The sequence below is a fragment of the Streptomyces sp. NPDC087310 genome, assembly GCF_044744405.1.
Lineage (GTDB): Bacteria > Actinomycetota > Actinomycetes > Streptomycetales > Streptomycetaceae > Streptomyces.
In genome coordinates this window covers 208,907-232,158 of the sequence record NZ_JBIUYF010000001.1, presented here as the reverse complement: position 1 = coordinate 232,158, position 23,252 = coordinate 208,907, and the positions used below count along the sequence as shown (strand labels likewise).

Annotated in this window: 21 protein-coding genes; 10 read left to right on the top strand and 11 right to left on the bottom strand. The window is 72.8% G+C overall.

Annotated features, from left to right (window positions below):
* Positions 1-8 precede the first annotated feature (8 nt).
* Complete coding sequence (locus ACIO3P_RS01015; protein WP_329822769.1) at positions 9-1,037, bottom strand: LacI family DNA-binding transcriptional regulator; 1,029 nt, start codon at positions 1,035-1,037, stop codon at positions 9-11.
* Between the two features lie 270 nt (positions 1,038-1,307).
* Here ACIO3P_RS01015 and ACIO3P_RS01010 point away from each other — a divergent pair, with 270 nt between their 5' ends.
* The 6 genes from ACIO3P_RS01010 (at position 1,308) to ACIO3P_RS00985 (ending at position 9,116) form a co-directional block, all read left to right on the top strand.
* Complete coding sequence (locus ACIO3P_RS01010) at positions 1,308-2,615, top strand: ABC transporter substrate-binding protein (protein WP_401794743.1); 1,308 nt, start codon at positions 1,308-1,310, stop codon at positions 2,613-2,615.
* Positions 2,616-2,770: 155 nt separating this feature from the next.
* Positions 2,771-3,784 carry a carbohydrate ABC transporter permease gene (locus ACIO3P_RS01005; protein WP_401849739.1) on the top strand — a complete coding sequence of 338 codons (1,014 nt, stop codon included), beginning with the start codon at positions 2,771-2,773 and terminating at the stop codon, positions 3,782-3,784.
* 18 nt (positions 3,785-3,802) lie between these two features.
* Complete coding sequence (locus ACIO3P_RS01000) at positions 3,803-4,729, top strand: carbohydrate ABC transporter permease (protein ID WP_329822772.1); 927 nt, start codon at positions 3,803-3,805, stop codon at positions 4,727-4,729.
* 55 nt (positions 4,730-4,784) lie between these two features.
* Entirely contained in the window at positions 4,785-6,233 is a 1,449-nt protein-coding gene (locus ACIO3P_RS00995) for a GH1 family beta-glucosidase (RefSeq protein WP_401794746.1), read from the top strand.
* Between the two features lie 154 nt (positions 6,234-6,387).
* A complete protein-coding gene (mptB, locus tag ACIO3P_RS00990) occupies positions 6,388-7,866 on the top strand; it encodes a polyprenol phosphomannose-dependent alpha 1,6 mannosyltransferase MptB (protein ID WP_401849737.1) in 1,479 nt (492 codons plus the stop codon).
* Positions 7,863-9,116, top strand: coding sequence for a glycosyltransferase 87 family protein (locus ACIO3P_RS00985; RefSeq protein ID WP_401849735.1), 1,254 nt, complete (start codon positions 7,863-7,865; stop codon positions 9,114-9,116). Before mptB ends, ACIO3P_RS00985 begins: the two co-directional genes overlap by 4 nt.
* Here ACIO3P_RS00985 and ACIO3P_RS00980 read toward each other — a convergent pair.
* On the bottom strand, positions 9,088-10,326 hold the full coding sequence (locus tag ACIO3P_RS00980) for a PP2C family protein-serine/threonine phosphatase (RefSeq protein WP_329822775.1): 1,239 nt from the start codon (positions 10,324-10,326) through the stop codon (positions 9,088-9,090). The two genes, ACIO3P_RS00985 and ACIO3P_RS00980, sit on opposite strands and share 29 nt — an antisense overlap.
* Before the next feature lie 193 nt (positions 10,327-10,519).
* Here ACIO3P_RS00980 and ACIO3P_RS00975 point away from each other — a divergent pair, with 193 nt between their 5' ends.
* Positions 10,520-11,287, top strand: a complete 768-nt coding sequence (locus ACIO3P_RS00975) for a DUF4232 domain-containing protein (protein ID WP_401849733.1) — start codon at positions 10,520-10,522, stop codon at positions 11,285-11,287.
* A 9-nt stretch (positions 11,288-11,296) separates the two neighbouring features.
* Here ACIO3P_RS00975 and ACIO3P_RS00970 read toward each other — a convergent pair whose 3' ends face one another.
* Positions 11,297-12,619, bottom strand: a complete 1,323-nt coding sequence (locus ACIO3P_RS00970; RefSeq protein ID WP_401849731.1) for a CAP domain-containing protein — start codon at positions 12,617-12,619, stop codon at positions 11,297-11,299.
* Positions 12,620-12,788: 169 nt separating this feature from the next.
* Between ACIO3P_RS00970 and ACIO3P_RS00965 the strand changes: the two genes are divergently transcribed.
* A complete protein-coding gene (locus ACIO3P_RS00965; protein WP_329822778.1) occupies positions 12,789-13,109 on the top strand; it encodes a DUF6191 domain-containing protein in 321 nt (106 codons plus the stop codon).
* Positions 13,110-13,289: 180 nt separating this feature from the next.
* Here ACIO3P_RS00965 and ACIO3P_RS00960 read toward each other — a convergent pair whose 3' ends face one another.
* A complete protein-coding gene (locus ACIO3P_RS00960; protein WP_401849728.1) occupies positions 13,290-13,967 on the bottom strand; it encodes a GntR family transcriptional regulator in 678 nt (225 codons plus the stop codon).
* Between the two features lie 142 nt (positions 13,968-14,109).
* On the opposite strand from ACIO3P_RS00960, the gene ACIO3P_RS00955 reads away from it, so the two are divergent.
* Positions 14,110-15,621, top strand: coding sequence for an NCS1 family nucleobase:cation symporter-1 (locus ACIO3P_RS00955; protein WP_401849726.1), 1,512 nt, complete (start codon positions 14,110-14,112; stop codon positions 15,619-15,621).
* A gap of 4 nt (positions 15,622-15,625) precedes the next feature.
* Positions 15,626-16,351: an aspartate/glutamate racemase family protein gene (locus ACIO3P_RS00950; protein WP_329823891.1), complete on the top strand. Its 726-nt coding sequence runs from the start codon at positions 15,626-15,628 to the stop codon at positions 16,349-16,351.
* A 36-nt stretch (positions 16,352-16,387) separates the two neighbouring features.
* On the opposite strand, the gene ACIO3P_RS00945 is transcribed toward ACIO3P_RS00950, so the two are convergent.
* From ACIO3P_RS00945 to ACIO3P_RS00915, 7 genes are read right to left on the bottom strand one after another with little or no spacing between them, the layout of a single operon-like run.
* Positions 16,388-17,629 (bottom strand): exo-alpha-sialidase, encoded by a 1,242-nt coding sequence (locus ACIO3P_RS00945; protein WP_401849724.1) that lies wholly within the window; start codon positions 17,627-17,629, stop codon positions 16,388-16,390.
* A complete protein-coding gene (locus ACIO3P_RS00940; RefSeq protein ID WP_329823893.1) occupies positions 17,629-18,423 on the bottom strand; it encodes an aldolase/citrate lyase family protein in 795 nt (264 codons plus the stop codon). Before ACIO3P_RS00940 ends, ACIO3P_RS00945 begins: the two co-directional genes overlap by 1 nt.
* 59 nt (positions 18,424-18,482) lie before the next feature.
* The gene (locus ACIO3P_RS00935) at positions 18,483-19,472 is read right to left on the bottom strand and encodes an aldo/keto reductase (RefSeq protein WP_401794774.1); all 990 of its coding nucleotides are present in this window, start codon (positions 19,470-19,472) and stop codon (positions 18,483-18,485) included.
* Entirely contained in the window at positions 19,469-20,404 is a 936-nt protein-coding gene (locus ACIO3P_RS00930) for an ABC transporter ATP-binding protein (protein WP_329823895.1), read from the bottom strand. Before ACIO3P_RS00930 ends, ACIO3P_RS00935 begins: the two co-directional genes overlap by 4 nt.
* Positions 20,401-21,321, bottom strand: coding sequence for an ABC transporter ATP-binding protein (locus tag ACIO3P_RS00925; protein WP_401849722.1), 921 nt, complete (start codon positions 21,319-21,321; stop codon positions 20,401-20,403). Before ACIO3P_RS00925 ends, ACIO3P_RS00930 begins: the two co-directional genes overlap by 4 nt.
* Positions 21,322-21,324: 3 nt before the next feature.
* Entirely contained in the window at positions 21,325-22,317 is a 993-nt protein-coding gene (locus ACIO3P_RS00920; protein ID WP_401849720.1) for an ABC transporter permease, read from the bottom strand.
* A 3-nt stretch (positions 22,318-22,320) separates the two neighbouring features.
* Complete coding sequence (locus ACIO3P_RS00915) at positions 22,321-23,250, bottom strand: ABC transporter permease (RefSeq protein WP_329823898.1); 930 nt, start codon at positions 23,248-23,250, stop codon at positions 22,321-22,323.
* Between the last annotated feature and the right edge of the window lie 2 nt (positions 23,251-23,252).

Here is a 23,252-nt window from a genome sequence, read left to right as displayed (position 1 = left end):
ACCACGCGTCAGCCGCTCAGCCGGTGGACGAGTGTCGTCGGCAGGACGAGCTGCCGACGGGGCCGGGCGGGGTCCCTGATCTCGTCGAGCAGCAGCCGGGTGATGGTCCGCCCGATCTCCTCGGACGGCTGGTCGACACTGGTCAGGGGCGGCACGGTGTGGCGCGCGACCATCGAGTCGTCGAAACCGATGACCGCCACGTCCTCCGGGACACGCCGGCCCCGCGCCCGGAGCTCGGTCAGCGCGCCCGCCGCCATCACATCGGACGCGGCGAAGACCGCGTCGAGATCCGGCCGCCGTTCGAGGAGTTCCCGCATGGCGGCCCGGCCGCCCTCCTCGGTGAAGTCCCCCAGGGCCACCAGGGACTCGTCCGCCGCCGCGCCCCGTTCGAGATGGGCGTCGCGCCAGCCCTGGAGCCGGCCGTCGCCGACGTCCATGTCGAGCGGCCCGGTGATCGTGGCGACCGCCGTACGCCCCCGGCCGAGCAGATGGCGCACCGCCTGGGCCGCCCCGCCCGCGTTGTCGGAGCGGACATGGCTCAGCGGCTCGGCGGGGGAGCGCCGCCCCGCCAGCACGGTCGGTATCTGCAGCTTCTCCAGGAACTCCGGCAGCGCGTCGTCCTGGTGGACCGAGACCAGCAGCACACCGTCCACCCGGCGCGCCTCCACGAACCGGGTCAGCCGGTCCCGCTCGCGCCGGTCGCGCACCAGGATCAGCAGCAACTGCATCTCCGTGTCGGCGAGTTCCGTACTCACCCCGCGGATGACGGCGGAGAAGTACGGCTCCGAGGCCAGCCGGCTCTCCGACTCGGGGATCACCAGCGCGATGCTGTCGGTCCTGCTGGTGACCAGCGAGCGCGCGGCGGGGTTCGGTACGTAGTCGAGCTCCGCGATCGCCGCCTCGACGGCCGCCCTGGCCTTCGCGCTCACGCTCGGCGCGCCGTTCACGACCCGCGAGACCGTACCGCGGCCCACGCCCGCGAGCTGGGCCACGGCTTCAAGAGTTGGCCTCCGGCCTGGTGGTTTACGGCTGCTCATCACGTCTCCTGACTCTCGCCCCTGGTCGGCGCCGGGGCGCTCACCAGGAGATTGTGCTGGCCTCCGGGGGATCCGGTCGCGGACGGCCGGAGTTCGGACACATTCGCGCAACGGAACCGACTTCGACTCTTGACACGGGACCGTGTTCACCGAGAGTCTTCCACAACCCGCTGGGAGCGCTCCCATTCTCGTCGTGGAGCGGGCCTCCCATCCAGTCGACCGTGAGCCGCAGCAGCGCCCGCCTGTGCGCCGCTGCCAGGAGGAATCCACATGGGCACTGCCCGCAGACGCTTCGGTTCCACCCTCGCATCCGTTACCTCGGTTGCGGTGTCCCTCGTCCTCGTCGCCGGCTGCGGAGGCGGCTCGGAGACGGACAAGGCGCGTACGAAGGACGGCAAGACCGTCATCAGCCTGGGCCTGTTCGGGGTCATGGGGTACAAGGAGACCGATCTCCTCGACCGCTACATGAAGGAGAACCCGGACATCCTGATCGAGGCGGATGTGACCGGTGACGAGCAGACCTACTACACCGCGCTCCAGACCCACCTCGCCGCGGGCAGCGGCCTCAAGGACATCCAGGGCATAGAGATCGGCCGCGCCAAGGAACTGGTGGACACCCAGGCCGACAAGTTCACCGACCTCTCCAAGACGGCGAACCTCGACCACTTCCTGCCGTGGAAGTCGAGCCAGGTCACCACCGCCGACGGCAAGCTGCTCGGCCTCGGCACGGACATCGGCCCGATGGCGGTCTGTTACCGCAAGGACCTCTTCGAACAGGCCGGACTGCCCACCGACCGCGAGGAGGTGGCGAAGCTGTGGGCGGGGGACTGGTCCAAGTACGTCGAGACGGGGCGGACCTTCAAGGCGAAGTCCAAGGACGACAAGGTCTCGTACATGGACACCTCCAGCGGGCTGTTCAACGCGATGATCTACGGCGGTGAGAAGCAGTTCTACGACAAGGACGGCAAGCTCGTCTACCAGGACAACCCGGTCGTCAAGGACGCGTGGGCCCTCGCGACGGACGCCGCCGAGTCCGGACTGACCGCGAAGCTCCGCCAGTTCCAGCCCGGCTGGGACCCGGGCCTGTCCAACAGCACCTTCGCCACCACCGTCTGCCCGGCCTGGATGCTCGCCCACATCAGCGAGAAGGCCGGCCCGGCGAACAAGGGCAAGTGGGACGTGGCCAAGGCCCCGAAGGGCGCCAACTGGGGCGGCGCGTTCCTCGGCGTGATGGAGAAGAGCCCGGTCAAGAAGGAGGCGGAGAAGCTCGTCGCGTGGCTGACCGCGCCGGAGCAGCAGGCGTACATCTTCGAGAAGCTCGGCAACTTCCCGTCCTCGAAGACGGCGATCGACATGCCCGCGGTCTCCTCGGGCACCTCCGCCTACTTCAGTGACGCGCCGATCGGCCAGATCTTCGGCGCCGCGGCCAAGGAGATCCCGGACGAGCAGATCCTGGGACGCAAGGACGGCAGCATCAAGGACACCTTCTCGGCGGGGATCCAGCTCGTGGAGCAGGGCAAGAAGCCGGACGAGGCGTGGAAGACCACGGACGAGCGCATCGAGAAGCTGGCGCGCTGACGTCGGCCCGGCCACGCCCGCTGTGCCGTTCCCGGCCTGAGGTGACCCCGGCCGTCCCGCTCTGACCCCCAGGCCCGCCCCGGCGGCCGGTGTGCGCGTACCACCGCCGCCGGGCCGGGCCCGCCCCACCGATCACTCCACGGAAGGAAGCCCGCGTGGCCACCTCCACCCCGGCAGCCCCCACCGGCGGGCAGCCGTACCCCGCGTCAGCCGGTCCCCCCGCGAAGGGCGGCGCCGGCGGCGGGGCGCCCCGGCAGTCGCGGCGCAACCTTCTGCACCGCCTGGACCTCGGGGCGGTGCCGTACGGCTTCATCGCCCCGTTCTTCCTGATCTTCGCCGCCTTCGGGCTCTACCCGCTGCTCTACACCTTCTGGATATCGCTGCACCGCGTCGAGCTCTCCACGATGGACACCATGGAGTGGCGCGGGCTCGCCAACTTCACGGAGCTGTTCGAGGACGAGCGCTTCTGGAACGCGCTGACCAACACCTTCACCATCGGGGTCATCTCCACCGTCCCGCAGTTGCTGATGGCCCTCGGGCTCGCGCATCTGCTCAACTACCGGCTCCGCGGCTCGGTGTTCTTCCGGGTCGCCGTCCTCACCCCGTACGCGACCTCCATCGGCGCCGCCGCGCTCGTCTTCACCATGCTCTTCGAGCGCGACTTCGGCATGATCAACTGGGCTCTCGGGCTGTTCGGCATCGACAACATCGACTGGGAGAGCCAGAAGTGGCCCGCCCAGTTCGCCATCTCCACCATCGTGATCTGGCGCTGGACCGGCTACAACGCCCTGCTCTACCTCGCCTCCATGCAGGCCATACCGAAGGACCTGTACGAGGCCGCCGCCATCGACGGCGCGTCCCGCTGGCAGCAGTTCCGTACCGTCACCGTCCCGGGCATCAGCGCGACGATCATCTTCACCATCGTGCTCTCCACGATCGGCGCGACCCAGCTCTTCGGCGAACCGCTGATCTTCGGACAGGGGCCCAACGGCATCAGCGGCGGCGCCGACAACCAGTACCAGACGCTGGGCCTGCTGCTCTACGAAGAGGGCTGGAAGAACTACCAGATGGGGCGGGCCTCGGCGATCGCCTGGGCCATGTTCCTCATCCTCATCCTCGTCTTCGTCCTCCAGCGCGCCATCGCCCGCGTCTCGTCCCGCAAGTCCTGACCAGGGAGCAGCACCCCCATGACCACCGACATCGCACAGGTCCGGGCGGGCGTACGCGACCGGACCGACCCTCCACCGGCCCCCGCCCGGCGCCGGTTCGGCCGGATCCTGCGGCCGGGTGCCGGGCGCCAGCACCACGCGGGCCCCCTCGCGTACACCCTGCTCGGCTTCGCCGCGCTGGTCTCCCTCTTCCCGCTGTACTGGACGATGGTGGCCGCGTCGACGGACAACACCCGGATCTCCCAGACCCCGCCGCCGTTCCTGCCGGGACCGAACCTGTTCAAGAACCTCGGGACGGCGTGGACGGACGCGGCGATGGGCCGGGCGATGGTCAACAGCCTGATCGTCGCCGGAGTGATCGCCCTCTCGACCGTCTTCTTCGCCACCCTGGCCGGCTTCGCCTTCGCCAAGCTCCGCTTCAAGGGCCGCAACATCCTGCTGATGCTGGTCATCGGCACGATGATGGTGCCGCCGCAGCTCGGTGTCGTACCGCTGTTCATGATGATGGCCGACCTCGGCTGGGGGCAGCAGCTCCCGTCCGTCATCTTCCCGACGCTGGTGAGCGCCGTCGGGGTGTTCTTCATGCGGCAGTACCTGAAGGAGGCCCTGCCCGACGAACTCATCGAGGCGGGACGCCTCGACGGGGCCCACTCGCTGCGGATCTTCTGGTCCATCGTCCTGCCGATCGCCCGGCCCCCGATGGCCGTCCTCTTCATGATCACTTTCGTGCACGCCTGGAACGACTTCTTCTGGCCCTTCATCGCGCTGGACATGACCAACCCGACCGTGCCGGTCGCCCTCACCCAGCTCAGCGCGGGCTATGTCCGCGACCAGTCGGTGATCATGGCCGGCGCGCTGCTCGGGACCCTGCCGCTGCTGGCGATGTTCCTCGTCTTCGGGCGGCAGATCGTCGGCGGCATCATGCAGGGCGCCGTCAAGGGCTGACACCCCTCCATCCACCCGACGCACCACACCGTTCGATCTCTGCGGAAGGACCCTTGTGGCCACCTCAGCACCTCTCACCGGGCGAGCCCTGGACCCTGCGGCGCCCCTGAGCTTCCCGCCCGACTTCCTCTGGGGCACCGCGACCGCCGCGTACCAGATCGAAGGAGCCGTCCAGGAGGACGGCCGTACCCCCTCCATCTGGGACGTCTACTCCCACACGCCGGGCAGGGTACGCAACGGCGACACCGGGGACATCGCCACCGACCACTACCACCGCTGGCCCGAGGACATCGAGATCATGTCCGCCCTCGGGGTCTCCGCGTACCGCTTCTCCGTCTCCTGGCCGCGCGTGCGGCCCACAGGCAGCGGGCCCGCCTCGCAGAAGGGGCTCGACTTCTACCGGCGGCTCACCGACGCGCTGCTCGCCAAGGGCATCGAACCCGTCGTCACGCTCTACCACTGGGACCTGCCCCAGCACCTGGAGGACGCGGGCGGCTGGCCGGAGCGGGACACCGCGTTCCGCTTCGCCGAGTACGCGGGCCTCGTCGCCGACGCCCTGGGCGACCGGGTGAAGACCTGGACCACCCTCAACGAGCCCTGGTGCAGCGCGTTCCTCGGCTACGGCTCCGGCGTCCACGCCCCCGGCCGTACCGACCCCGCCGACGCGCTGCGCGCCGCGCACCACCTCAACCTCGGCCACGGGCTCGCCGTCGAGGCGCTGCGGGAACGGCTGTCGGCCGGCGCCCAGGTGTCGGTCACGCTCAACCTCCACCACGTACGGCCGCTCACCGGGAGCGCCGCCGACCGCGACGCCGCCCGCCGGATCGACGGCACCGCCAACCGGATCTTCACCGGCCCCATGCTGAACGGCGCCTACCCCGCCGATCTCGTCGAGGACACCTCGTCCGTCACCGACTGGTCCTTCGTCAGGGACGGCGACACGGCACGGATCCACCAGCCGCTCGACTTCCTCGGCGTCAACTACTACTCGCCCACGCTCGTCTCCCACCACGACGGACCACCCGTCCACGGCGCCGACGGGCACGGCGCGAGCGACCACAGCCCCTGGCCGGGCGCCGACCACGTCGCCTTCCACCAGACCCCCGGCGACCGGACGGCCATGGGCTGGACGATCGACCCGAGCGGGCTGTACGAACTGCTCCTGCGGGTACGGGACGATCACCCCGGACTGCCCCTGATGATCACCGAGAACGGCTCGGCCTTCGACGACTACGCGGGACCCGAGGGCGAGGTCCGCGACCCGGAGCGGATCGCCTACCTCCACGACCACCTCACGGCCGTCCACCGGGCGATCGAGGCGGGGGCGGACGTCCGCGGCTACTTCCTCTGGTCGCTGCTCGACAACTTCGAGTGGGGATACGGCTACAGCAAGCGCTTCGGCGCGGTGTACGTGGACTACGCGACCCAGCGCCGCACCCCCAAGTCCAGCGCGCACTGGTACGCGAAGCTCACGCGGGACGGGACGCTCCCGCCGCGCGACTGACCACGTCCGGCGCGCGACCGACCACGGCCGGCGCGCCCGGACCCGGCGCGGCGGCCGGTCCGGGCGCGCGGCTTCAGGCGGTGGCCAGACGGCTGCCACCGGGACGTGGCGGCGGCGTCGCCTGTCGGCCACCCCCTCCTGCGAGCCTCCACAGATGCTCGCCCTGAACGCCGATGTGAACCCGGACCGGTGCCGGATCGTGGGGCTCGTGGGAACCGTCGCGCTGACCGCCGGCGGACTGACCGCGGGCGCCCTGCCCTTCCGGGACATGCCGCCGGCCACCTCGGGCCGGGGCGCCCTGGGCCTGCTGTGCGCCTACTTCGGCCTCGTCCTGCTGGTCGCGGCCTGGTGGTGGCTGGGCCGCGCGGTACGCTCCCCGCGCCCGCCCGCACCCCGTGAACTGCTCACCACCCTCGCCGTCTGGGCGACGCCGCTGCTGCTCGGACCGCCGCTGTTCAGCCGCGACGTCTACAGCTATCTCGCGCAGGGGGCCATGGTCGACGCGCGGATCGACGTCTACACCCACGGGCCCGCGCTGCTGGGCGGACCGCTCGCCGCCGAGGTCGCGCCCGTATGGCTGCACACCCCGGCGCCGTACGGCCCGGTCTTCCTGGCCGTCTCCGCCGGGGCCGCCGATCTCCTCCCGGCCCCACTCGCCCCCACCGACGTCTCCGCCGCCGTCCTCGGCATGCGCCTCGTCGCCCTGCTCGGCGTCGGACTGATGGCCCTCTGCCTGCCGCCGCTCGCCGACCGCTGCGGCGTCCCGAGGACCGCCGCGCTCTGGCTCGGCGCGCTCAACCCGCTCGTCCTGCTGCACCTGGTCGCGGGAGCCCACAACGACGCCCTGATGCTCGGGCTGCTCGGAGCCGGACTGGTCGTGGCGCTCGGGCCCGTCCCACGGGCCGCGCCTCCGTGGGCCGTCGGCGCCCGGCCCCTGTGCGCCGCCCTCCTCGTCACCCTCGCCGCGCTGGTCAAGGCGCCCGCCGCGCTCGGACTGCTCGCGGTCGCCGCCCTGTGGTCCGCCCAACTGACCGGTCGGCTCCGGGTCGTCAGGGCTGCGGCGCTGACCTGCGCCGCAGCCCTGGCCACCACCGTCCTGGTGACGGCCGTGACCGGCACGGGGTACGGCTGGCTCGCCACCCTCGCCACCCCCGTGTCGCCGGACAACTGGTCCCTCACCAGCGCGCTCGGCCGGCTCAGCGGCGCGCTGCTGGACGCGGCGGGCACCGGCCTCGGCGAGCTGGCCGTACCGGCGTGGCGCTGGTGCGGACTGGCGGCCACCGCCGTGGCCGTCGCGGCGCTGTGGCTGCGCCGGGCACGCCCAGGACCGGTGTACGCGCTGGCGCTGAGCCTGCTCGCGGTCTTCGCGCTCGGGCCCGCGTTCCGCCCCTGGTACGCGCTGTGGGGCCTGTTCCTGATCGCCGCCGCCGCGCCCGACGGCCGGATCCGCCGCTGGACGGCGGCCGGCAGCGGCGTCCTGGCCCTGGCCCTGCTGCCCAGCGGCTCCCCGCCGGACGCGCTGCAGGTGACGCTCGCCGTGGGCGGCGGGGCGCTCGGACTGCTCGCCCTGTGGTGGATGTTCGAGATGTCGGACCCGGCGACACTGCCCGCCCGCGCCCGGACCGCGTCATGACCGCGAGCGCGCCGCGCCGGGCCGTGGCGAGCCCCGCCCGCCGGGTGCTCACCGCGGGCTGCCTGGTCGTGGCCACCGCCGTCTTCCTCGCGACCGTCCCGCTGCACCGGGACTTCTTCGACGTGGCGGTCTACTACGGCACGGTCGACGACTGGGTCCACGGCGGCCGGATCTACGACTACCTCAAACCCGGCACCCAGTACGGCTTCACCTACCCGCCCTTCGCCGCGGTCGCGATGGCGCCCATGGCCCTGGTCTCCTGGCCCGTGGCGGTCGCGACCAGTATCGCGCTGAGCGCCGTGGCCTCGGCGCTGCTGCTGCACTGGCTGGCCGCCCCGGTCGTCCGGCGCGCGCTCGCCGCCCGTACCCGTGCCGCAGGCGAGGAGGGCAAGGAGGCGGCCGGTCACGAGTGGTTCACGCTCACCGTCGTCGGCTGTCTCTTCGCGCTCCTCGAACCGGTCCGCGACACCTTCAGCTTCGGCCAGGTCAACCTCGTCCTCGTGGCGCTCGTCCTCGCCGACGCGCGGCTCCTCGCCACCGGGCGCGGCAGGTACGCCGGTATCGGCATCGGCCTGGCGACCGCCGTCAAGCTCACGCCCGGACTCTTCGTCGTCTACCTGCTGATCACCGGCCGCCGGCGCCAGGCCGCGATCGCGACCGCCACGGCGGGCGGCGCCACCCTCCTCGCCGCACTCGTGGACCCGGCCGCGTCCCGGGCCTTCTGGACCGACGCCCTGTGGCACACGGACCGTGTCGGAGCGCTCGGCTATGTCTCCAACCAGTCGCTCCAAGGCGTCCTGGCCCGCCTCCAGCCCGATCATCCGAGCCGTGCGCTCTGGGCGGCGTGCGTCCTCGTGGTCCTCGCCGTCTGGGCGTACCGCGCCCGCGCGGCCGTACGCGCCGGCGACGACCGCGCCGGATTCGCCCTCACCGGCCTCGCCGCCTGTCTGGTCTCCCCGGTGACCTGGGTGCACCATCTCGTCTGGCTGATCCCGGCGCTGATCGTCCTGGCGGACGCGGCGTCGGCGGGAGCGGACGGCGGGCGCCGGGTCAGGCCGGGCGTGTGCGTCGCCCTGTACGTGGTGCTGTGCAGCAGCGTGGTCTGGCTGTGGCGGTGGGACTCGACCGGCCCCGACGCCTTCCTCGGCGCCAACGCCTATGTCTGGATCACGCTCGGGCTGCTGTTCGTACCGCCGCGCACCCGGCACGGCCGGGGCGTCGTCACGGACGGGGCGGCCGCCACTCGATGAGGAGCAGCGTGGCGTCGTCGCGGAGCTGGTTGCCCTGGCGGTCCAGGATCGTGTGGATGATCCGGCGCAGCGCCTCCGGAGCCAGCTCCCCGGCGTCCGCGCCGCGGATGATGGAGTCGGTGAACCGTCCCAGCCCGAGCTGGGCGCCGCCCTCGACCCGGGACTCCGTCACCCCGTCCGTGTAGAGCAGGACCCGGTCGCCCGGTTCGAGCACGGTCTCGTACGACGTGCGGGCGGTCGTGGCCAACTGGGAGGGCAGCCCCATCGGCGGTTGCGCGGGCCGCTCCAGCGCCCGGTCCAGGACGCGGCGGCCCCGGATGAGCAGGGGCGGGGGATGTCCGCAGTTGCACCAGCGGAAGACGCCGTCGGCCAGGTCGAGCTGGGTGACGATCCCGGTGCAGTACTGGTCGGGCAGCCACCGCCCGAGCGCCTGGTCGATGGTGTCGACGAGCTCCGTCAGCTCGGCGCCGGCGCGGCGGGCGTTGCGGCAGCCCGCCATCGCCACGGTGGTGGTCAGCCCGGAGGCCAGATTGTGGCCCATGGCGTCGAAGATCGCGGCATGCAGCGTGGACGGGGTCAGCGCGTGATCGAAGGCGTCACCCCCGATGTGGTACGCGGGCTCCAGCACCGCCGTCGAGACGGCGCGGTCGCAGCCGATGGTGCGCGGGGGCAGCAGGCCGCGCAGCATCTCCGCGGGCAGGTCCATGGCCTCGGTCCTGGCGTGGCGCGCGTAGCTGTCGCTGTACGCGCGCTTCGAGGTGATCGCCATGGCGAGTACGGAGGCGAGCATGCGGCAGCGCCGCAGCCGGGCGGTGTCGAGGGCGTCCGTACGGATACCGAGGATGCCGAGGCGCTCCGCCCCGTCGACCAGCGGCAGCCAGGCCATGAGCCCGCCCTCCCGGCGCTCCTCGACGCGCAGATCGAGCCAGCGGTAGGCGGAGCCAGCGACGGAGGTGTCCACCTCGATGGAGGGCGGCCCGTCGGTGAGCGGTACGAGGTGGCGCTGCTGGATGTCGACGAGATAGATGACGATCCACTCCAGGCCGATCGCGGTCGCGCACCGGTTCACCAGGGCGGGCAGCTCCATCGGGGCGGCGGTGTGGGCCCGCGCGAGGAGTTCCTCGATCAGCCGCTCGCCGGGTCCCGGCCCGGCGGGGGATGCCGGCCCTGACGTCGCCGCGGGGCCGTCCGCGGGGGGTTCGCCCACCATCAGCGACCACCTCCTCCCTTGAGTCTCACACCCCCGCCGCGGTTGTGCCCGCCCTGACCGGGCACACGTGCGGGCGGGCGTCCCGCGGTCCTCGGGGCGGGACCGCGCCGTATTTCCCCGGACTTCCGGGTATATGTGCGATGGGTGCGTTTGTGGCGGGTATACCCACGATGCGAAGGGACAGGTGGAGCACATGTCCGATCACTCCCAGACCTCCGGGGCGACACCCCGGCTCCCCCGGCGCCGGGGCGCGGCGCGGGCCGGGGGACACCACGGGGGATGGCGCATAGCCGCCATGGCGGCGAGCGCGACGCTGCTGGCCGTCGCGACGGCCGCCTGCGACAGCGGCGGGGGAGCGTCCGGCGGCTCCGCGGCCTCCACCCCGCCCGCGGCCTCGGCCACCACGCCCACGGGCGGCGGCGGTACGGCGGGGGACGCCACAGCGGGGAGCGGTACGGCGGGCGCGTCGAGCGCACCACCCGCCCCGTCCTCGGCCTCTGCGTCCACACCGGCCTCGTCGGCGCCACCGACATCGGGACAGGCCCAGGCCACGTCGTCGCGGTGCACGGCGGCCCGCCTCGGCCTGAGCCTGAGCGCCCCGAACCCCGGCGCGGGCCAGATCTACTACGACCTGCGGCTCATCAACAAGGGGCCGGGCTCCTGCACCCTGCGGGGCTTCCCCGGTGTGTCGCTCCTCGCGGGCGACGGCGCCCCCATCGGCGAACCGGCCACCCGTGAGGGCGGACAGCTCCCCGCCGTGACCCTGGCGTCCGGTGCCGCCGCGCACATCACGCTGCACACCCTGAACAAGGGCATCAAGGGATCGAGCTGCTGGCCCCGGCCCAGCCTGCTCCAGATCTATCCGCCGGGCTCCAAGGACGCGATGACCCTGGCCACCTCCGCCCCCGTGGTCTGCGGGGACACCTTCATGGTGAGCGCGGTCAGCGCCGAAGGGCACTAGGGCAACGCCCTAGCCGGCCTGGCCGAAGAGCTGCGTCCAGTACGTACCGGCCGGGCCGCCGTCCGCGAAGCCGACGCCGAGGTGGGTGAAGCCCGGCTTGAGGATGTTCGCGCGGTGGCCCGGGCTGTCCATCCAGCCCTGGACGACCTCGCGCGGGCTCCGCTGGCCGCAGGCGATGTTCTCCCCGATGCCGCGGTGCCGGGCCCCCGCGGCGGCGGCGCGGTCCCAGGGCTGGAGGCCCTCCGGGGAGGTGTGGGAGTAGAACGCGCGGTCCGCCATGTCGGTGCTGAACGCCTGCGCCGCCGTCGTCAGAAGCGGGTCGTCGGCCAGCGGCGCCAGCCCGGCCGCCGCGCGTTCGGCGTTGGTCAGGGAGAGAACCTCGGCGGCGACCGCCGCCAGGCCCCGTACGGTGAAGGGGCGCGCCCACAGCGCCGTCCAGTACGTCTCACCGGAACCCGGGTCCATGGCGCTGCCGATGCCCGCGTCGGTGAGGTCCGGGTCGTGGAGCGGCGCGCGCCTGGCCGGGTCGGTCAGGCAGTACTCCACGAACTCGGCGGCGCTGCGCGGCCCGGAGACGAGATGCTGTTCGAGGCGCAGACAGCGGTAGCCGGCCGTGGTGACGCGCTGGTGGAGCGAGAGCCCGTCGGGCCCTTCCGCGGCGAGTCGCCGCCCGCGCGCCATCGCCGCCGCGTGGGCCGCCGCCGCGGCCGTGAGCCGGCCGTCCAGGGCGAGCGGGGGCAGCCCCGCCGCCCGGCGCCGGCCGCGGACGATCGCGTCGAACTCGGCCGCCGTACCGGTCAGGGGCGGCGCGGACGGCGCGGTCCCGGCGGGGGCGCCCGGCCCGGCCGGCTCCTCCGCGACATCGACGCCGAAGTCGCGGGCGATCCCGGCCAGCCCGTCCGCGTACCCCTGTCCGAGCGCGCGCAGCTTCCACCCGGTGCCGCGCCGGTACACCTCCGCCAGGAGCAGCACCGTCTCGTGTGTCGGGCGCGCCGGTGTGAACCGGGTGAGGACGCCGGGGCCCGGTCCGGTGACGGTCATCGCCGGGGGCGGCAGCGCACCGAGCGGGGTGGCCGGATCGGCGGCGCTCACGACCACCGTGAGGCGGCTCGCGCCCGCCCGCAGCCTGCGCGGATCCACGCTGATCCCGCCGCCGGGCAGCAACCGGACGCCGGGCGCGGAGGGCTGGTTGTAGAAGACGAAGTCGCCGTCGCCGCCGACCTTTCCGCTGTCGCCGGTGACGAGGACGGAGAGGTCGAAGGGGCCCGGCACCCGGATCGACAGCTCCGTGTCCGGCAGGGCCAGATTCCCGCCGGCCGTCAACTCGCTCATCGGCACCGCCTGTCCGGTCGAGCGCCCACCGGGACCCGGGCGGTCCGGTGTGACGTCGCTCCGTGAACGTCCGGACGGGGCAGGACGGTTCCGCACCGGACCGCGCTCGTCGGCGGCGGGAAGCCGCCGGGCCTTCCCGCCGCTCCGTGCCCCCGCCCATACTGGGGCGATGGAGACCGTGGTGTTCATGACGCTGCCCGGACTGGTCATCGTGCTGACGGTGGTGGCCTTCGTGGACCAGCTTCTGCTGCGCGCCGGCCGGGCGGGGATGCTGCCCTGGCGCAACGGAGCCCGGCAGGGGCAGATATCGGCCACCGGCTTCGAGCAGCTTCACGCGAGCTTCTCGCCGGGCAAGCAGAGCGAGCTGAAGGAGCGGCAGTCGGCGCTGCTGCTGCGCGACGACGAGGAGGACGGCGCCCCGCCGCACCGCACCACGGTGGACCTGGACGGCGGAACGGCGGTCGTACGGATGCCGGGCGCCCGCGGCTAGTGCCCCTCCCGGCAAGCCTTGCCCCGTCGCGCCGCCCCGCACGCACGCTCGCGGCGTTGGCCAAAAGCCCTGGTAGCTCCGCTACGAGGGCTTCCGGCCGCCTTGCGATCGCACGCACCGGACGACGCTCCTTCGGGGCAAACATTGCCGGTCGCGGCACTAGCCGTACCGCTCGGGCCGCTACCCCGCCTCGGGGCGCTCCCCTGTCGCGGCCTCCGGGCCGAACAGCCGCCGTACGGTGGAGCGGTGGTTGGCCCGGACATGGGCGAGGGCGCTCGCGCGCGCCCGCTCGGGATCACCGGAGGCGATCGCCCCGTACAGCTCGCGGTGTTCGGCGAGGAGCCCCGGCCACCGGTCGTTCTGCCGGGTGAGCCAGCGCAGCCGCCCTTCGACCGGCCGCATCACCGAGATGAGCAGGCTGTTGCCCGCCATGGCCAGGATCCGGTCGTGGAAAAGGGTGTTGATGTCGGTGATCCGTTCGGGATCGGAGGTCCGGACGGCGGTCGCCGCGGCGTCGAGCAGTTCCTCCAGCTCGGCGAGGGAGTCGCGGCCCGCGCGCTCGGCGGCGAGGCCGGCGGCGTACACCTCCAGCGCCTCCCGCAGTTCGAACAGTTCCGCCACGTCGGTCCGGGTGAGGTGGCGCACCACCGTGCGGCGCGGGGTCTCGAAGAGTACGAAGCCCTCGGCGACCAGCGCGCGGATGGCCTCCCGCACCGGGACGCGGGAGACCGTGAAGCGTTCGGCGAGTTCGCGTTCGACGAGGCGGTCGCCGGGGCGCAGCCGCCCGGCGATGATGTCCTGCCGCAGTTCGGCGAGTACGCGCTCGCGGACGGCCCCCAGCGGTTCGGCGGTGGTCATACCTGCCATGATCCCCGATCCGGGAGGTGATTTACCGAGCTGTAACGACAGGGACATGCCATGCGGTGATCCGGGGAAGACCATAGCGAGCACTGTTTGGTATACCAAACGTCGCCGTCCCCTGTCCTCGCCGGGAGGCCCCATGTCCCTCGCAGACCGCGCAGAACCCGTCGCGGCCCCCGCGTTCGTCCCCGACCCGCGCCTCACCAACGAAGACCTGGCCCCCGCCACCCACCGCAAGTGGAAGGTCTTCGACCTCTTCGCGCTGTGGATGTCGGACGTCCACAACCTGGGCAACTACACCTTCGCCGCCGGGCTGCTCGTGCTCGGCCTGAACGTCTGGCAGATCTTCACCTCCCTGCTCGTCGGCTTCGTCCTGATCTACTTCGGGATGAACATGATGGGCCGCGTCGGCCAGCGGCACGGCGTCCCCTTCCCCGTGGTCAGCCGGATCAGCTTCGGGGTCTGGGGGGCCAACATCCCGGCCCTGATCCGGGCCGTCATCGCCATCATGTGGTACGGGATACAGACCTATCTGGCCTCCGTCGCCGTCAATGTGATGCTGCTCGCGGCCCTGCCCGATCTCGTCTCCTGGACGCGCCACTCCTTCCTCGGGCTCGACGCGCTCGGCTGGACCTCGTTCCTGATCCTCTGGGCCGCCCAGGCGCTGATCATCAACCGCGGCATGGAGTCGGTCCGCAAGTTCCAGGACTTCTGCGGCCCGGCGATCTGGCTCGTGATGATCGTGCTCGCCGTGTGGATCCTCGCCAAGGCGGGCTGGACGATCTCGCTCACCTCCACCCCGCACCCCGTCTCCACCGGCAAGCAGTTCGCCCAGTGGTTCGGCGCGATCGGCCTGATCCTGTCGATCTACGGCACGCTCATGCTCAACTTCTGCGACTTCTCGCGCTTCGCACCCGACTACCGGACCGTCAGGCGCGGCAACTTCTGGGGCCTGCCCATCAACTCGACGGCGTTCATCATCGTCTCCGTCATCGTCACGGCCGGCTCCATCGAGGTCTTCGGCGAGGCGATCACCGACCCGGCGCTGCTCGTCGCCAAGGCGGGCAACACCTGGGTCCTGGCGCTCGGGGCGCTCACCTTCGCCATCGCCACGATGGGCGTCAACATCGTCGCCAACTTCGTCTCCCCCGCGTACGACCTGGCCAACGTCTGGCCGCAGAAAATCAGCTTCAAGGTCGGCGGGATGATCAGCACCGTCGCCGCGCTGCTCGTCACCCCCTGGAACCTCTACTCCAACCCCGCGGTCGTCAACTACTTCCTCGGCGGCCTCGGCGCCTTCCTCGGCCCCCTGTTCGGCGTGATCATGGTCGACTACTACTGGGTGAAGCGCGGACGCGTCGACGTGGACCAGCTCTTCGACGCGCGGGAGGGCTCCCGCTACTACTACCGCAAGGGGTTCAACCCCAAGGCGCTCCAGGCGTTCCTGCCGACGGCCGCCGTCGCCGCCGTCTGCGCGCTCGTCCCGTACTTCGCCGACGTCGCCCCGTACTCCTGGTTCATCGGAACCGTCACCTCCGGCCTCCTCTACTCGGTGCTCTGCCGCGCGGAACGCGCCGCCACGCCCCCGGCGGAACCGCCCTTGGCGGAGCCGTCCCCGGAGGAGCCGGGACCGCGACCGGTGGAGCTCTGACGGCGTGCGGATCCTCGTCACCAACTGCAACACCACCGAGGCGATGACCGAGGAGATCGTCCGGGGCGCTCGGGGCGCGGCGGCCCCGGGCACCACCGTCACCGGGCTCACCCCCGACTGGGGACCCGAGTCCGCGGAGGGCTGGCTCGACAGCCATCTCTCCGCCGCCGCCGTCCTGGACGCCCTGCGCCGCCACGAGGAGCCGTACGACGCGGTCGTCATGGCCGGATTCGGTGAGCACGGACGCGAGGGCGCCCGGGAACTCGTCGACGTGCCCGTCGTGGACATCACCGAGGCCGCCGCCCACCTCGCCTGCCTCCTGGGGCGGCGGTACGGCGTCGTCACCACCCTGGACCGCACCCGCGGTCAGATCGAGGACAGCCTCCACACGGCGGGCGTCGGCGCGCACTGCGCCGCCGTCGTCGGCACCGGCCTGGGCGTTCTCGACTTGGCCGACGAGGGGCGCACCGCCGAGGCGTTCCTGACCGCCGCGGAACGGGCCAGGGACGCGGGCGCCGAGGTACTGGTCCTCGGCTGCGCGGGCATGACCGGGCTCGACCGTACGGTGGGCGAGGTGGCGCGGCGCCTCGGCATGCCCGTCGTGGACGGCGTCGCGGCGGCCGTCCGGCTCGCCGAGTCCCTGGTCGCGCTGGGACTCACCACGAGCCGCGCGGGCGGTTACGCCCGGCCCCTCCCCAAGCGCCGCGTCTGGCCCGCGCCGTACGGATGACCTCCCGTACGGCGCGGCGGTCCCGGCGCGCGGCCGTTACGCGGACAGGTGCGCGTCGGTCCACTCCGGCGCGAGCCTGACGTACTGGATCGAGCGGCGGTGACGGGTGAACGCGACGTGCAGCGTCCCGTCCCCGGAGCGGGCGACCGACGGATAGGACAGTTCGCGGTTGAGCCCGTCCCGGGAGTTGTTGGTCAGGCAGTACCCGTCACCGGTCGCCAGATCGTGCCGGACCGGCCAGGTCAGCCCGCCGTCCGACGACACGGCGAGGGTCAGCGGGGCGCGGGGAGCGCCCCAGAAGGCCGCGTCGGCAGCGGGGGCGCCGGCCGGAGCCCCCTGGCCGCCGCCCGCGCCCGCACTCTCGCTCACTCCCTCGTCGTCGATCTCGTCGTAGAGCGACTCCCGGCGCTCGGTCGCGTCGGCCGCGCTGCTGTGGTTGTGGACCAGCGCGAGCCGGCCGTCGCCCAGCGGCACGAACTGGATCGACGAGTTGTTGTTGGGCACGTCCAGCGGTTCCGGCGCGCTCCAGGTGTGCCCGTCGTCCCACGACACGGAGCGGTGGACGGCGTCCGCCCGGCGGCTGCGGAACAGCGCGACCAGCGAACCGTCGGGCCCCGGCTGGACGTTCATGTGCACCAGCCCCGTGGAGGCCGGCACCGGCCGCTCCGTCCAGCTTTCTCCGCCGTCGTCACTGACCATCACGGAGCTGGTGTCCCGGCCGCCCGACCAGCGCTCGCCCGGCGTGGTCGGACACCGGAACACCGGCAGCAGCCAGCGCCCCGACGCCAGTACGGTGACCGGCTGGCGTACGAAGACCCCGCCCTCGTCCGTGGCAGGGAACAGCACCCGGGACTCGCCCCAGGTCGCTCCGCCGTCCCGGCTGACCCGGCGCCGTACCTCGGCGGTGTCCTGATGGCCCGCGGGCTGCGCGGTGTGCAGCAGCCACAGGTCGCCCGAGGGCGCGGGGAAGAGGACCGGGTTCTGCTCGGAGCGGCCGGAGTCGCCGGAGAGCCGGACCGGCTCCGACCACGCCCCGCCGTCCGGGGCGAGCCGGGCGAACCAGACGGAGATGTCGGCGACGCCCTCCTGCGTACCGGCGAACCAGACGCAGCCGAGGTCGCCGCCGGGCAGCACCGTCAGATTCGCGGCGTGGTTCTGCACGGCGGGCGCCGACAGCCGGGCCTCCGCGCGCCCCGGCTCCGTGGGGTGCGGGCGCAGCACACCGTCCGCGTCGTCGTACGTCCCGGTTCCGGCCGCCTGCTCGGTTCCGGCGGCCATCAGGCGTCCCCGGACGGGCGGGCGTCGGCGAGATGACGGCCGGCGATCTGCTCCAGATGGGTCAGATCGCTGGCGACGGTCGCGAAGGTGTACCCCTCGGCCAGCCGCCTGGCGGCGCTCGCCCCGTCCGCGTTGTGGATGCCCGCGGCGATACCGGCCGCCGCGGCGGCCTCCCGTACGGTGACCAGCGCGGCCTCGAACCGGTCGGCCACCGACGGGTCGGTCGAGGTGGCACCGCCGATGGCGATCCGCAGGTCGGAGGGGCCGACATAGACGCCGTCGAGCCCTTCGGTGGCGCAGATCTCCTCGACGTTGGCCAGTCCCTCCGCCGTCTCGATCATCGCGAGGACGACGGTCTGCTCGTGCGCCTCGGCCGGGTTGGGGCCGATCCGCAGCCCCGAACGCATCGGGCCGTACGAGCGCCGGCCGAGCGGCGGGTAGCGTACGGCGGCCACCGCGTCGGCCGCGTCCCCGGCGTTGTCGATGAGCGGCACGATGACACCGGCCGCGCCCGCGTCGAGCGCCTTGCCGATCGGTGTCGCGTCATTGGCGTCGACCCGGACCAGGCCGACGGCGGTGGACCCCTTGGTGTCGATGGCGGTGAGCGAGGCGAGCAGGCCCGCGTACTCGATCAGACCGTGCTGCGCGTCCAGCGCCACATAGTCGTAACCGAGGCGCGCGACGCGCTCGGTGGAGACCGGGGAGTCGAGGACGGACCAGTAGCCGACGAGCTGCTCGCGGGCGCGCAGCGCGGTGGCGAAGGCGGCGGGCGTACCGGACGTGTCGCGGGTCATGGGAAGGGCTCCTTGAGAGCGTAGGGGGGTGGCGTACGGGGGAGGGGTGCGGGGGCCGGTCAGCGGTGGTACGCGGGCATCGGGCCGCGCAGGGCGGCGCCGACCTCGTCGCAGGCCGCTGTCACGTCCGCGGGCAGCGGACCGGCCCCGGCGGCCGCGATGTTGGCCCGCAGATGCTCGGTGCGGGAGCCGCCGAGCAGCAGCGCGTCGGTCGAGGGCCGGTCCAGCAGCCAGCGCAGCGCCAGTTCGGTGAGGGGGACGCCCGCCTCGGCGGCGATCCCGGTGAGCTGTTCCACGGCGGCGAACAGCCGCTCGTCCCAGTAGCGTTCGCGGTACATCGCGGCCAGCCGGGAGTCCCCGAACCGGCCGGAGTCCGGGGTACGGGAGAAGGTGTGACGGCCCGTCAGCAGTCCACCGCCGAGCGGGTTGTAGACCATGGTGCGCAGGCCCGTGACGGCCGCGTACTTCGCGTACTCGACGTATTCCTCCTCCAGACGGCGCGCCAGCAGATTGTGGAGCTGCTGGGCGACGACGGGGCGCGGCGCTCCCAGGGCGTCGGCGGTGCGGGTGAGTTCGGCGATCTGCCAGGCCGAGTGGTTCGAGACGCCGAGGGCGAGGATCTTCCCCTCGGCGGCGAACTCCGCGACGGCGGTGAGGGTTTCGGCGATCGGCGTGGCCCGGTCCGGCTGGTGCAGATAGAACAGGTCGACGTGGTCGGTGCCCAGCCGCTTCAGGCTGCCCTCCAGCGCGGCGCGCATCCCGGCGGCGGAGAGCGGGGCGTGCCCGCCCTGGTCGGGGTGGGGGATGCCGGCCTTGGTCGCCAGCACGATCCGGTCACGGCGCCCCGGCAGCAGTTCGGCGAGGATGCGCTCGCTCTCGCCGCCCGCGTAGCCGTTCGCCGTGTCGACGCCGGTCATGCCCGCGTCCAGCGCGGTGTCGAGCATGGCGGCGGCGCCCGCGCGGTCGACGGTGTCGCCGAAGGTCATCGTGCCGAGCACGAGCCTCGACAGGGGGCGGGGGAGCTGCGGCAGGTCGATGCCGGTGGTCACGAGCGGTTGCCTTCCGGTGCGGGGGTGAGCGACGCGGCCGTGGGGGCCGCCGTCGCGCGGGACGGCTCCGTACGGAGCGCGGGGTTGAGGACGTACCGGGGTTTGACACCCCGGACGGTGGTGGGGTCGAGGGCGGCCCGGCGCAGCGCCCGGGTGTACGGCTCGGCGGGGGAGGCGAGGACGGAGGCGGTCGGGCCGCGCTCGACGACCCGGCCGGCGTTCATCACCACGACGTCGGTGCTGATCTCCCTGACCACCCCGAGGTGGTGGGCGATGACGAGGTAGGCGATGCCCGTCTCGCTCTGGAGCTCCCGCAGCAGCTCCAGCACCTGGGCCTGTACGGACACGTCGAGGGCGGAGGTCGCCTCGTCGCACACCAGCAGATCGGGCCGGGAGGCCAGCGCGCGGGCGATGCCGATGCGCTGGCGCTGCCCGCCGGAGAACTCCGGGGGCCTGCGGTGCAGCGCGGTGGAGGGCAGGCCGACCCGGTCGATCAGCTCGGCCGCGCGCCGCGCGCGCTCCGCCGGGTCCCCCACACCGGAGAGGCGCAGGGGCTCCGCCACGATCTGCTCGGCCGTCAGATGCGGGTCGAGCGAGCCGTACGGGTCCTGGAAGACCATCTGCACCCGACGTCGCAGCGGGCGCAGCCGGCGTTCCGGGAGCGCCGCGATGTCCGTGCCGTCCAGGACGATCCGGCCCGACGCGGGCTTCAGCAGCCGTACGAGCGCCCGGGCGAGGGTCGACTTGCCGCACCCCGACTCGCCGACGACGGCCAGCGCGCCGCCGCGCTCCAGGGTGAGGCTCACCCCGTCGACGGCGCGGAACGGGCCGCGCGCGGTCGGGTACTCGACGACCAGGTCCTCGACGCTCAGCAGGGGCACGGCGGCCCCGGCTTCCCCGGCTTCCTGCGCGGCCGGCGCGGGGGCGCTCATGCCGTCGCCCCCTGCGGCGCGGCGCCGGTGAGCGCGTCCTCGTCCCAGGTGCCGAGCCGTGGCACGGCGGCGAGCAGGGCGCGGGTGTACGGCTGGGCCGGCTCGTCCACGATGCGCGCGGCGGGACCCGATTCCACGAATCTGCCCTCCTTCATGACATGGATACGGTCGGAGACGACCCGGGCCACCCCCAGATCATGCGTGATCATCAGCATCCCGAGGGACTCCTGTTCCTGTAGCTCCATCAGCAGATCGAGAACGCCCGCCTGCACGGTGGCGTCCAGCGCGGAGGTCGGCTCGTCAGCGATGAGCAGCTCCGGCTCACCGGCGAGCGCGACCGCGATCAGCATGCGCTGGAGCATGCCGCCGGAGAACTGGTGCGGATACGCCTTCCAGCGGGTCTCCGGCTGCGGGATACGGACCTGCGCCAGCAGCTCCGTCCCCCTCTCCCGGAGCTCCGCGCGGGACATCGCGGGGTGGCGCAGCCGCAGCGCGTCGCCGAGCTGGCGGCCGATCGTGTGGACGGGGCTGAGCGCCGTCATCGGGTCCTGCGGGATCAGCGAGACGGTGCGCCCGCGCACCGCGCGGGCCGCCGCCGGGTCGGCGAGGACGTCCCGGCCGCCGATCCGTACGGCGCCGGACAGCACCGCGAGACCTTCGGGCAGCAGCCGCAGCACGCCCATGGCGGTGGTCGACTTCCCCGAGCCGGATTCACCGATCAGGGTGACGGTCTCGCCCCGGCCCACGGTGAAGCTCACGCCGTCGACGGCGCGGATCACCCCGTGCGCGGTGATCAGTTCGACCTGGAGGTTCTCGACGTCCAGCAGCGGGACATCGCCGTTCCCCGGGCCGGTCGCGGCCCCGGCCCCGGTCTCTGTCCCGGTCTTCGTCTCTGTTCCGGTCTCTGTCTCGGCCATGGCTCAGGCTCCCTTCTTGGCGCGCGCCAGGCGCGACCCGCGCGGTACGCGCGCTCCACGCGGCGCCCTGACCGTCCGCGTACGGTCGCGCAGACCGTCGCCGATCAGGTTGACGCCGACCACGAGCAGGGCGATGACCAGGCCCGGCAGGGTGACCAGCCACCAGGAGGTGGTGATGTAGTCCTGGCCGTCGGAGATGATCCGGCCCCAGGTCGCGAACGGCCGCTGCGGGCCCGCCCCCAGGAAGCTCAGCGCGCTCTCCAGCAGAACGGCCTGGGCGAGCAGCAGCAGGACGACCAGGCTGGCCGGGCGGATCACATTGGGGATCACATGGCGGCCGAGGACCGACCAGCCGCGCAGCCCCAGCACGCGGGCGGCGGCGACATACGGTTTCTCCCGCTCAACGAGGACGAGCGAGCGGGTGAGCCGCGCGACCTCCGGCCACTGGGCGACCGCGATCACACAGGTGATGACGGTGACGGAGGGGCCGAAGAGGGCCACCACGAGCAGCAGCATCATCAGCAGGGGCAGCGCGAGCTGGGCCTCCAGCAGCCGGGAGACGACCGCGTCGACCCAGCCGCCGAAGAACCCGGCCGCCGCGCCCGCCGCGACGCCGATCACCCCGGAGACGAGGACGGCGAGGATACCGACCGTCAGCGACACCTGGCCGCCGTGCAGGATCCGGGAGAGCAGATCCCGGCCGAGCTGGTCCGTACCGAAGAGATGGCCGTCGCTGAGCGGCGGCAGCCGGCGCCGGGACAGATCCTGCGCGTCCGCGCCGGGCAGGGGCAGCAGCGCCGCCAGCGCGACGGGCAGGACGACGAGCGCGGTGCAGACCGTGCCCGCCCAGAGCTTGAACCGGGCGCCGCGCCGCTGCCGGGTGGCGGTGGCACGGGCGAGATCGCGGGCGGTGACCGCGCTCGGCCGGGCGCCGGAGGGCGCGGGGCCGGCGGGGGCGGGTCCTGAAGAGGCGGCGGTACGCGGGGCGGTGGTCATGTCTCAGGCCGCCTTTCCGAGGCGCACCCGCGGATCGAGCAGCGGGTAGGCGAGGTCGACGAGGAGTTGGACGAGGATCGCGAGGACCGCGGTGACCAGGACGGTGGCCTGGATGAGCGGATAGTCCCGGGTCTCCAGGGCGCGCACCACGAGCGAGCCGACCCCGGGCCAGCCGAAGACCACCTCGACCACGACGACACCGTTGAGCAGCGCCGCGAACCGGGTACCGAGGGCGGTGAGCAGCGGCACCCCCGAGTTGGCGAGGGCGTAGCGCCAGGTGAGGGTGGTCTCGGAGAAGCCGCGGGAGCGGGCGACCATGATGTACGGGGAGTTCAGCGCCGTGGTCATCTCGCGCCGCACCAGCCGGGAGATCAGGGCCAGTTGCAGTACGGCGACGGTGACCGTGGGCAGCACCAGACCGCTCCAGGAGGTGAATCCTGAGGCGGGCAGCACGGGCAGCAGCACGGCGAAGACGGTCAGCAGCATCACACCGGTCCAGAAGTCCGGCATGGACTGACCGGTGATGGTCAGGACATTGGCGCCCAGCTCACGCTTGGAGTCGGCGCGGCGCGCCATCCACACCCCGAGCGGGACGGCCACCACGGCGGTCACCGTGATCGCGGAGACGGCGAGGGTGATGGTGTACGGCATCCGGTCGAGGACCACGTCGAGGGCCGGGGCGTGGAAGGAGTAGCTGGTGCCCAGGTCGCCGGTGAACAGATCGCGCAGGAAGATGCCGTACTGCGTGAACAGCGGCTGGTCGAGACCGAACTGGCCGCGGATCCTGGCGAGATCGGCGGTGGTCGCGGTGGGTCCCGCGTACGCGGCGGCGGGGTCGCCGGGCGCGAGCCGGACCAGCAGGAAGACCGTGGTCAGGGTGAGGAAGACGGTGAGCAGGCTCTGGCCGAGCCGGCGGGCGAGATACTTCGGCACGG

Bases quoted from the DNA above. Each gene is read 5' to 3' on its own strand.
- ACIO3P_RS01015 (WP_329822769.1), bottom strand. From the start codon at position 1,037: ATGAGCAGCCGTAAACCACCAGGCCGGAGGCCAACTCTTGAAGCCGTG.
- ACIO3P_RS01010 (WP_401794743.1), top strand. From the start codon at position 1,308: ATGGGCACTGCCCGCAGACGCTTCGGTTCCACCCTCGCATCCGTTACC.
- ACIO3P_RS01000 (WP_329822772.1), top strand. From the start codon at position 3,803: ATGACCACCGACATCGCACAGGTCCGGGCGGGCGTACGCGACCGGACC.
- mptB (WP_401849737.1), top strand. From the start codon at position 6,388: ATGCTCGCCCTGAACGCCGATGTGAACCCGGACCGGTGCCGGATCGTG.
- ACIO3P_RS00985 (WP_401849735.1), top strand. From the start codon at position 7,863: ATGACCGCGAGCGCGCCGCGCCGGGCCGTGGCGAGCCCCGCCCGCCGG.
- ACIO3P_RS00980 (WP_329822775.1), bottom strand. From the start codon at position 10,326: ATGGTGGGCGAACCCCCCGCGGACGGCCCCGCGGCGACGTCAGGGCCG.
- ACIO3P_RS00975 (WP_401849733.1), top strand. From the start codon at position 10,520: ATGTCCGATCACTCCCAGACCTCCGGGGCGACACCCCGGCTCCCCCGG.
- ACIO3P_RS00970 (WP_401849731.1), bottom strand. From the start codon at position 12,619: ATGAGCGAGTTGACGGCCGGCGGGAATCTGGCCCTGCCGGACACGGAG.
- ACIO3P_RS00965 (WP_329822778.1), top strand. From the start codon at position 12,789: ATGGAGACCGTGGTGTTCATGACGCTGCCCGGACTGGTCATCGTGCTG.
- ACIO3P_RS00960 (WP_401849728.1), bottom strand. From the start codon at position 13,967: ATGACCACCGCCGAACCGCTGGGGGCCGTCCGCGAGCGCGTACTCGCC.
- ACIO3P_RS00955 (WP_401849726.1), top strand. From the start codon at position 14,110: ATGTCCCTCGCAGACCGCGCAGAACCCGTCGCGGCCCCCGCGTTCGTC.
- ACIO3P_RS00945 (WP_401849724.1), bottom strand. From the start codon at position 17,629: ATGGCCGCCGGAACCGAGCAGGCGGCCGGAACCGGGACGTACGACGAC.
- ACIO3P_RS00940 (WP_329823893.1), bottom strand. From the start codon at position 18,423: ATGACCCGCGACACGTCCGGTACGCCCGCCGCCTTCGCCACCGCGCTG.
- ACIO3P_RS00930 (WP_329823895.1), bottom strand. From the start codon at position 20,404: ATGAGCGCCCCCGCGCCGGCCGCGCAGGAAGCCGGGGAAGCCGGGGCC.
- ACIO3P_RS00925 (WP_401849722.1), bottom strand. From the start codon at position 21,321: ATGGCCGAGACAGAGACCGGAACAGAGACGAAGACCGGGACAGAGACC.
- ACIO3P_RS00920 (WP_401849720.1), bottom strand. From the start codon at position 22,317: ATGACCACCGCCCCGCGTACCGCCGCCTCTTCAGGACCCGCCCCCGCC.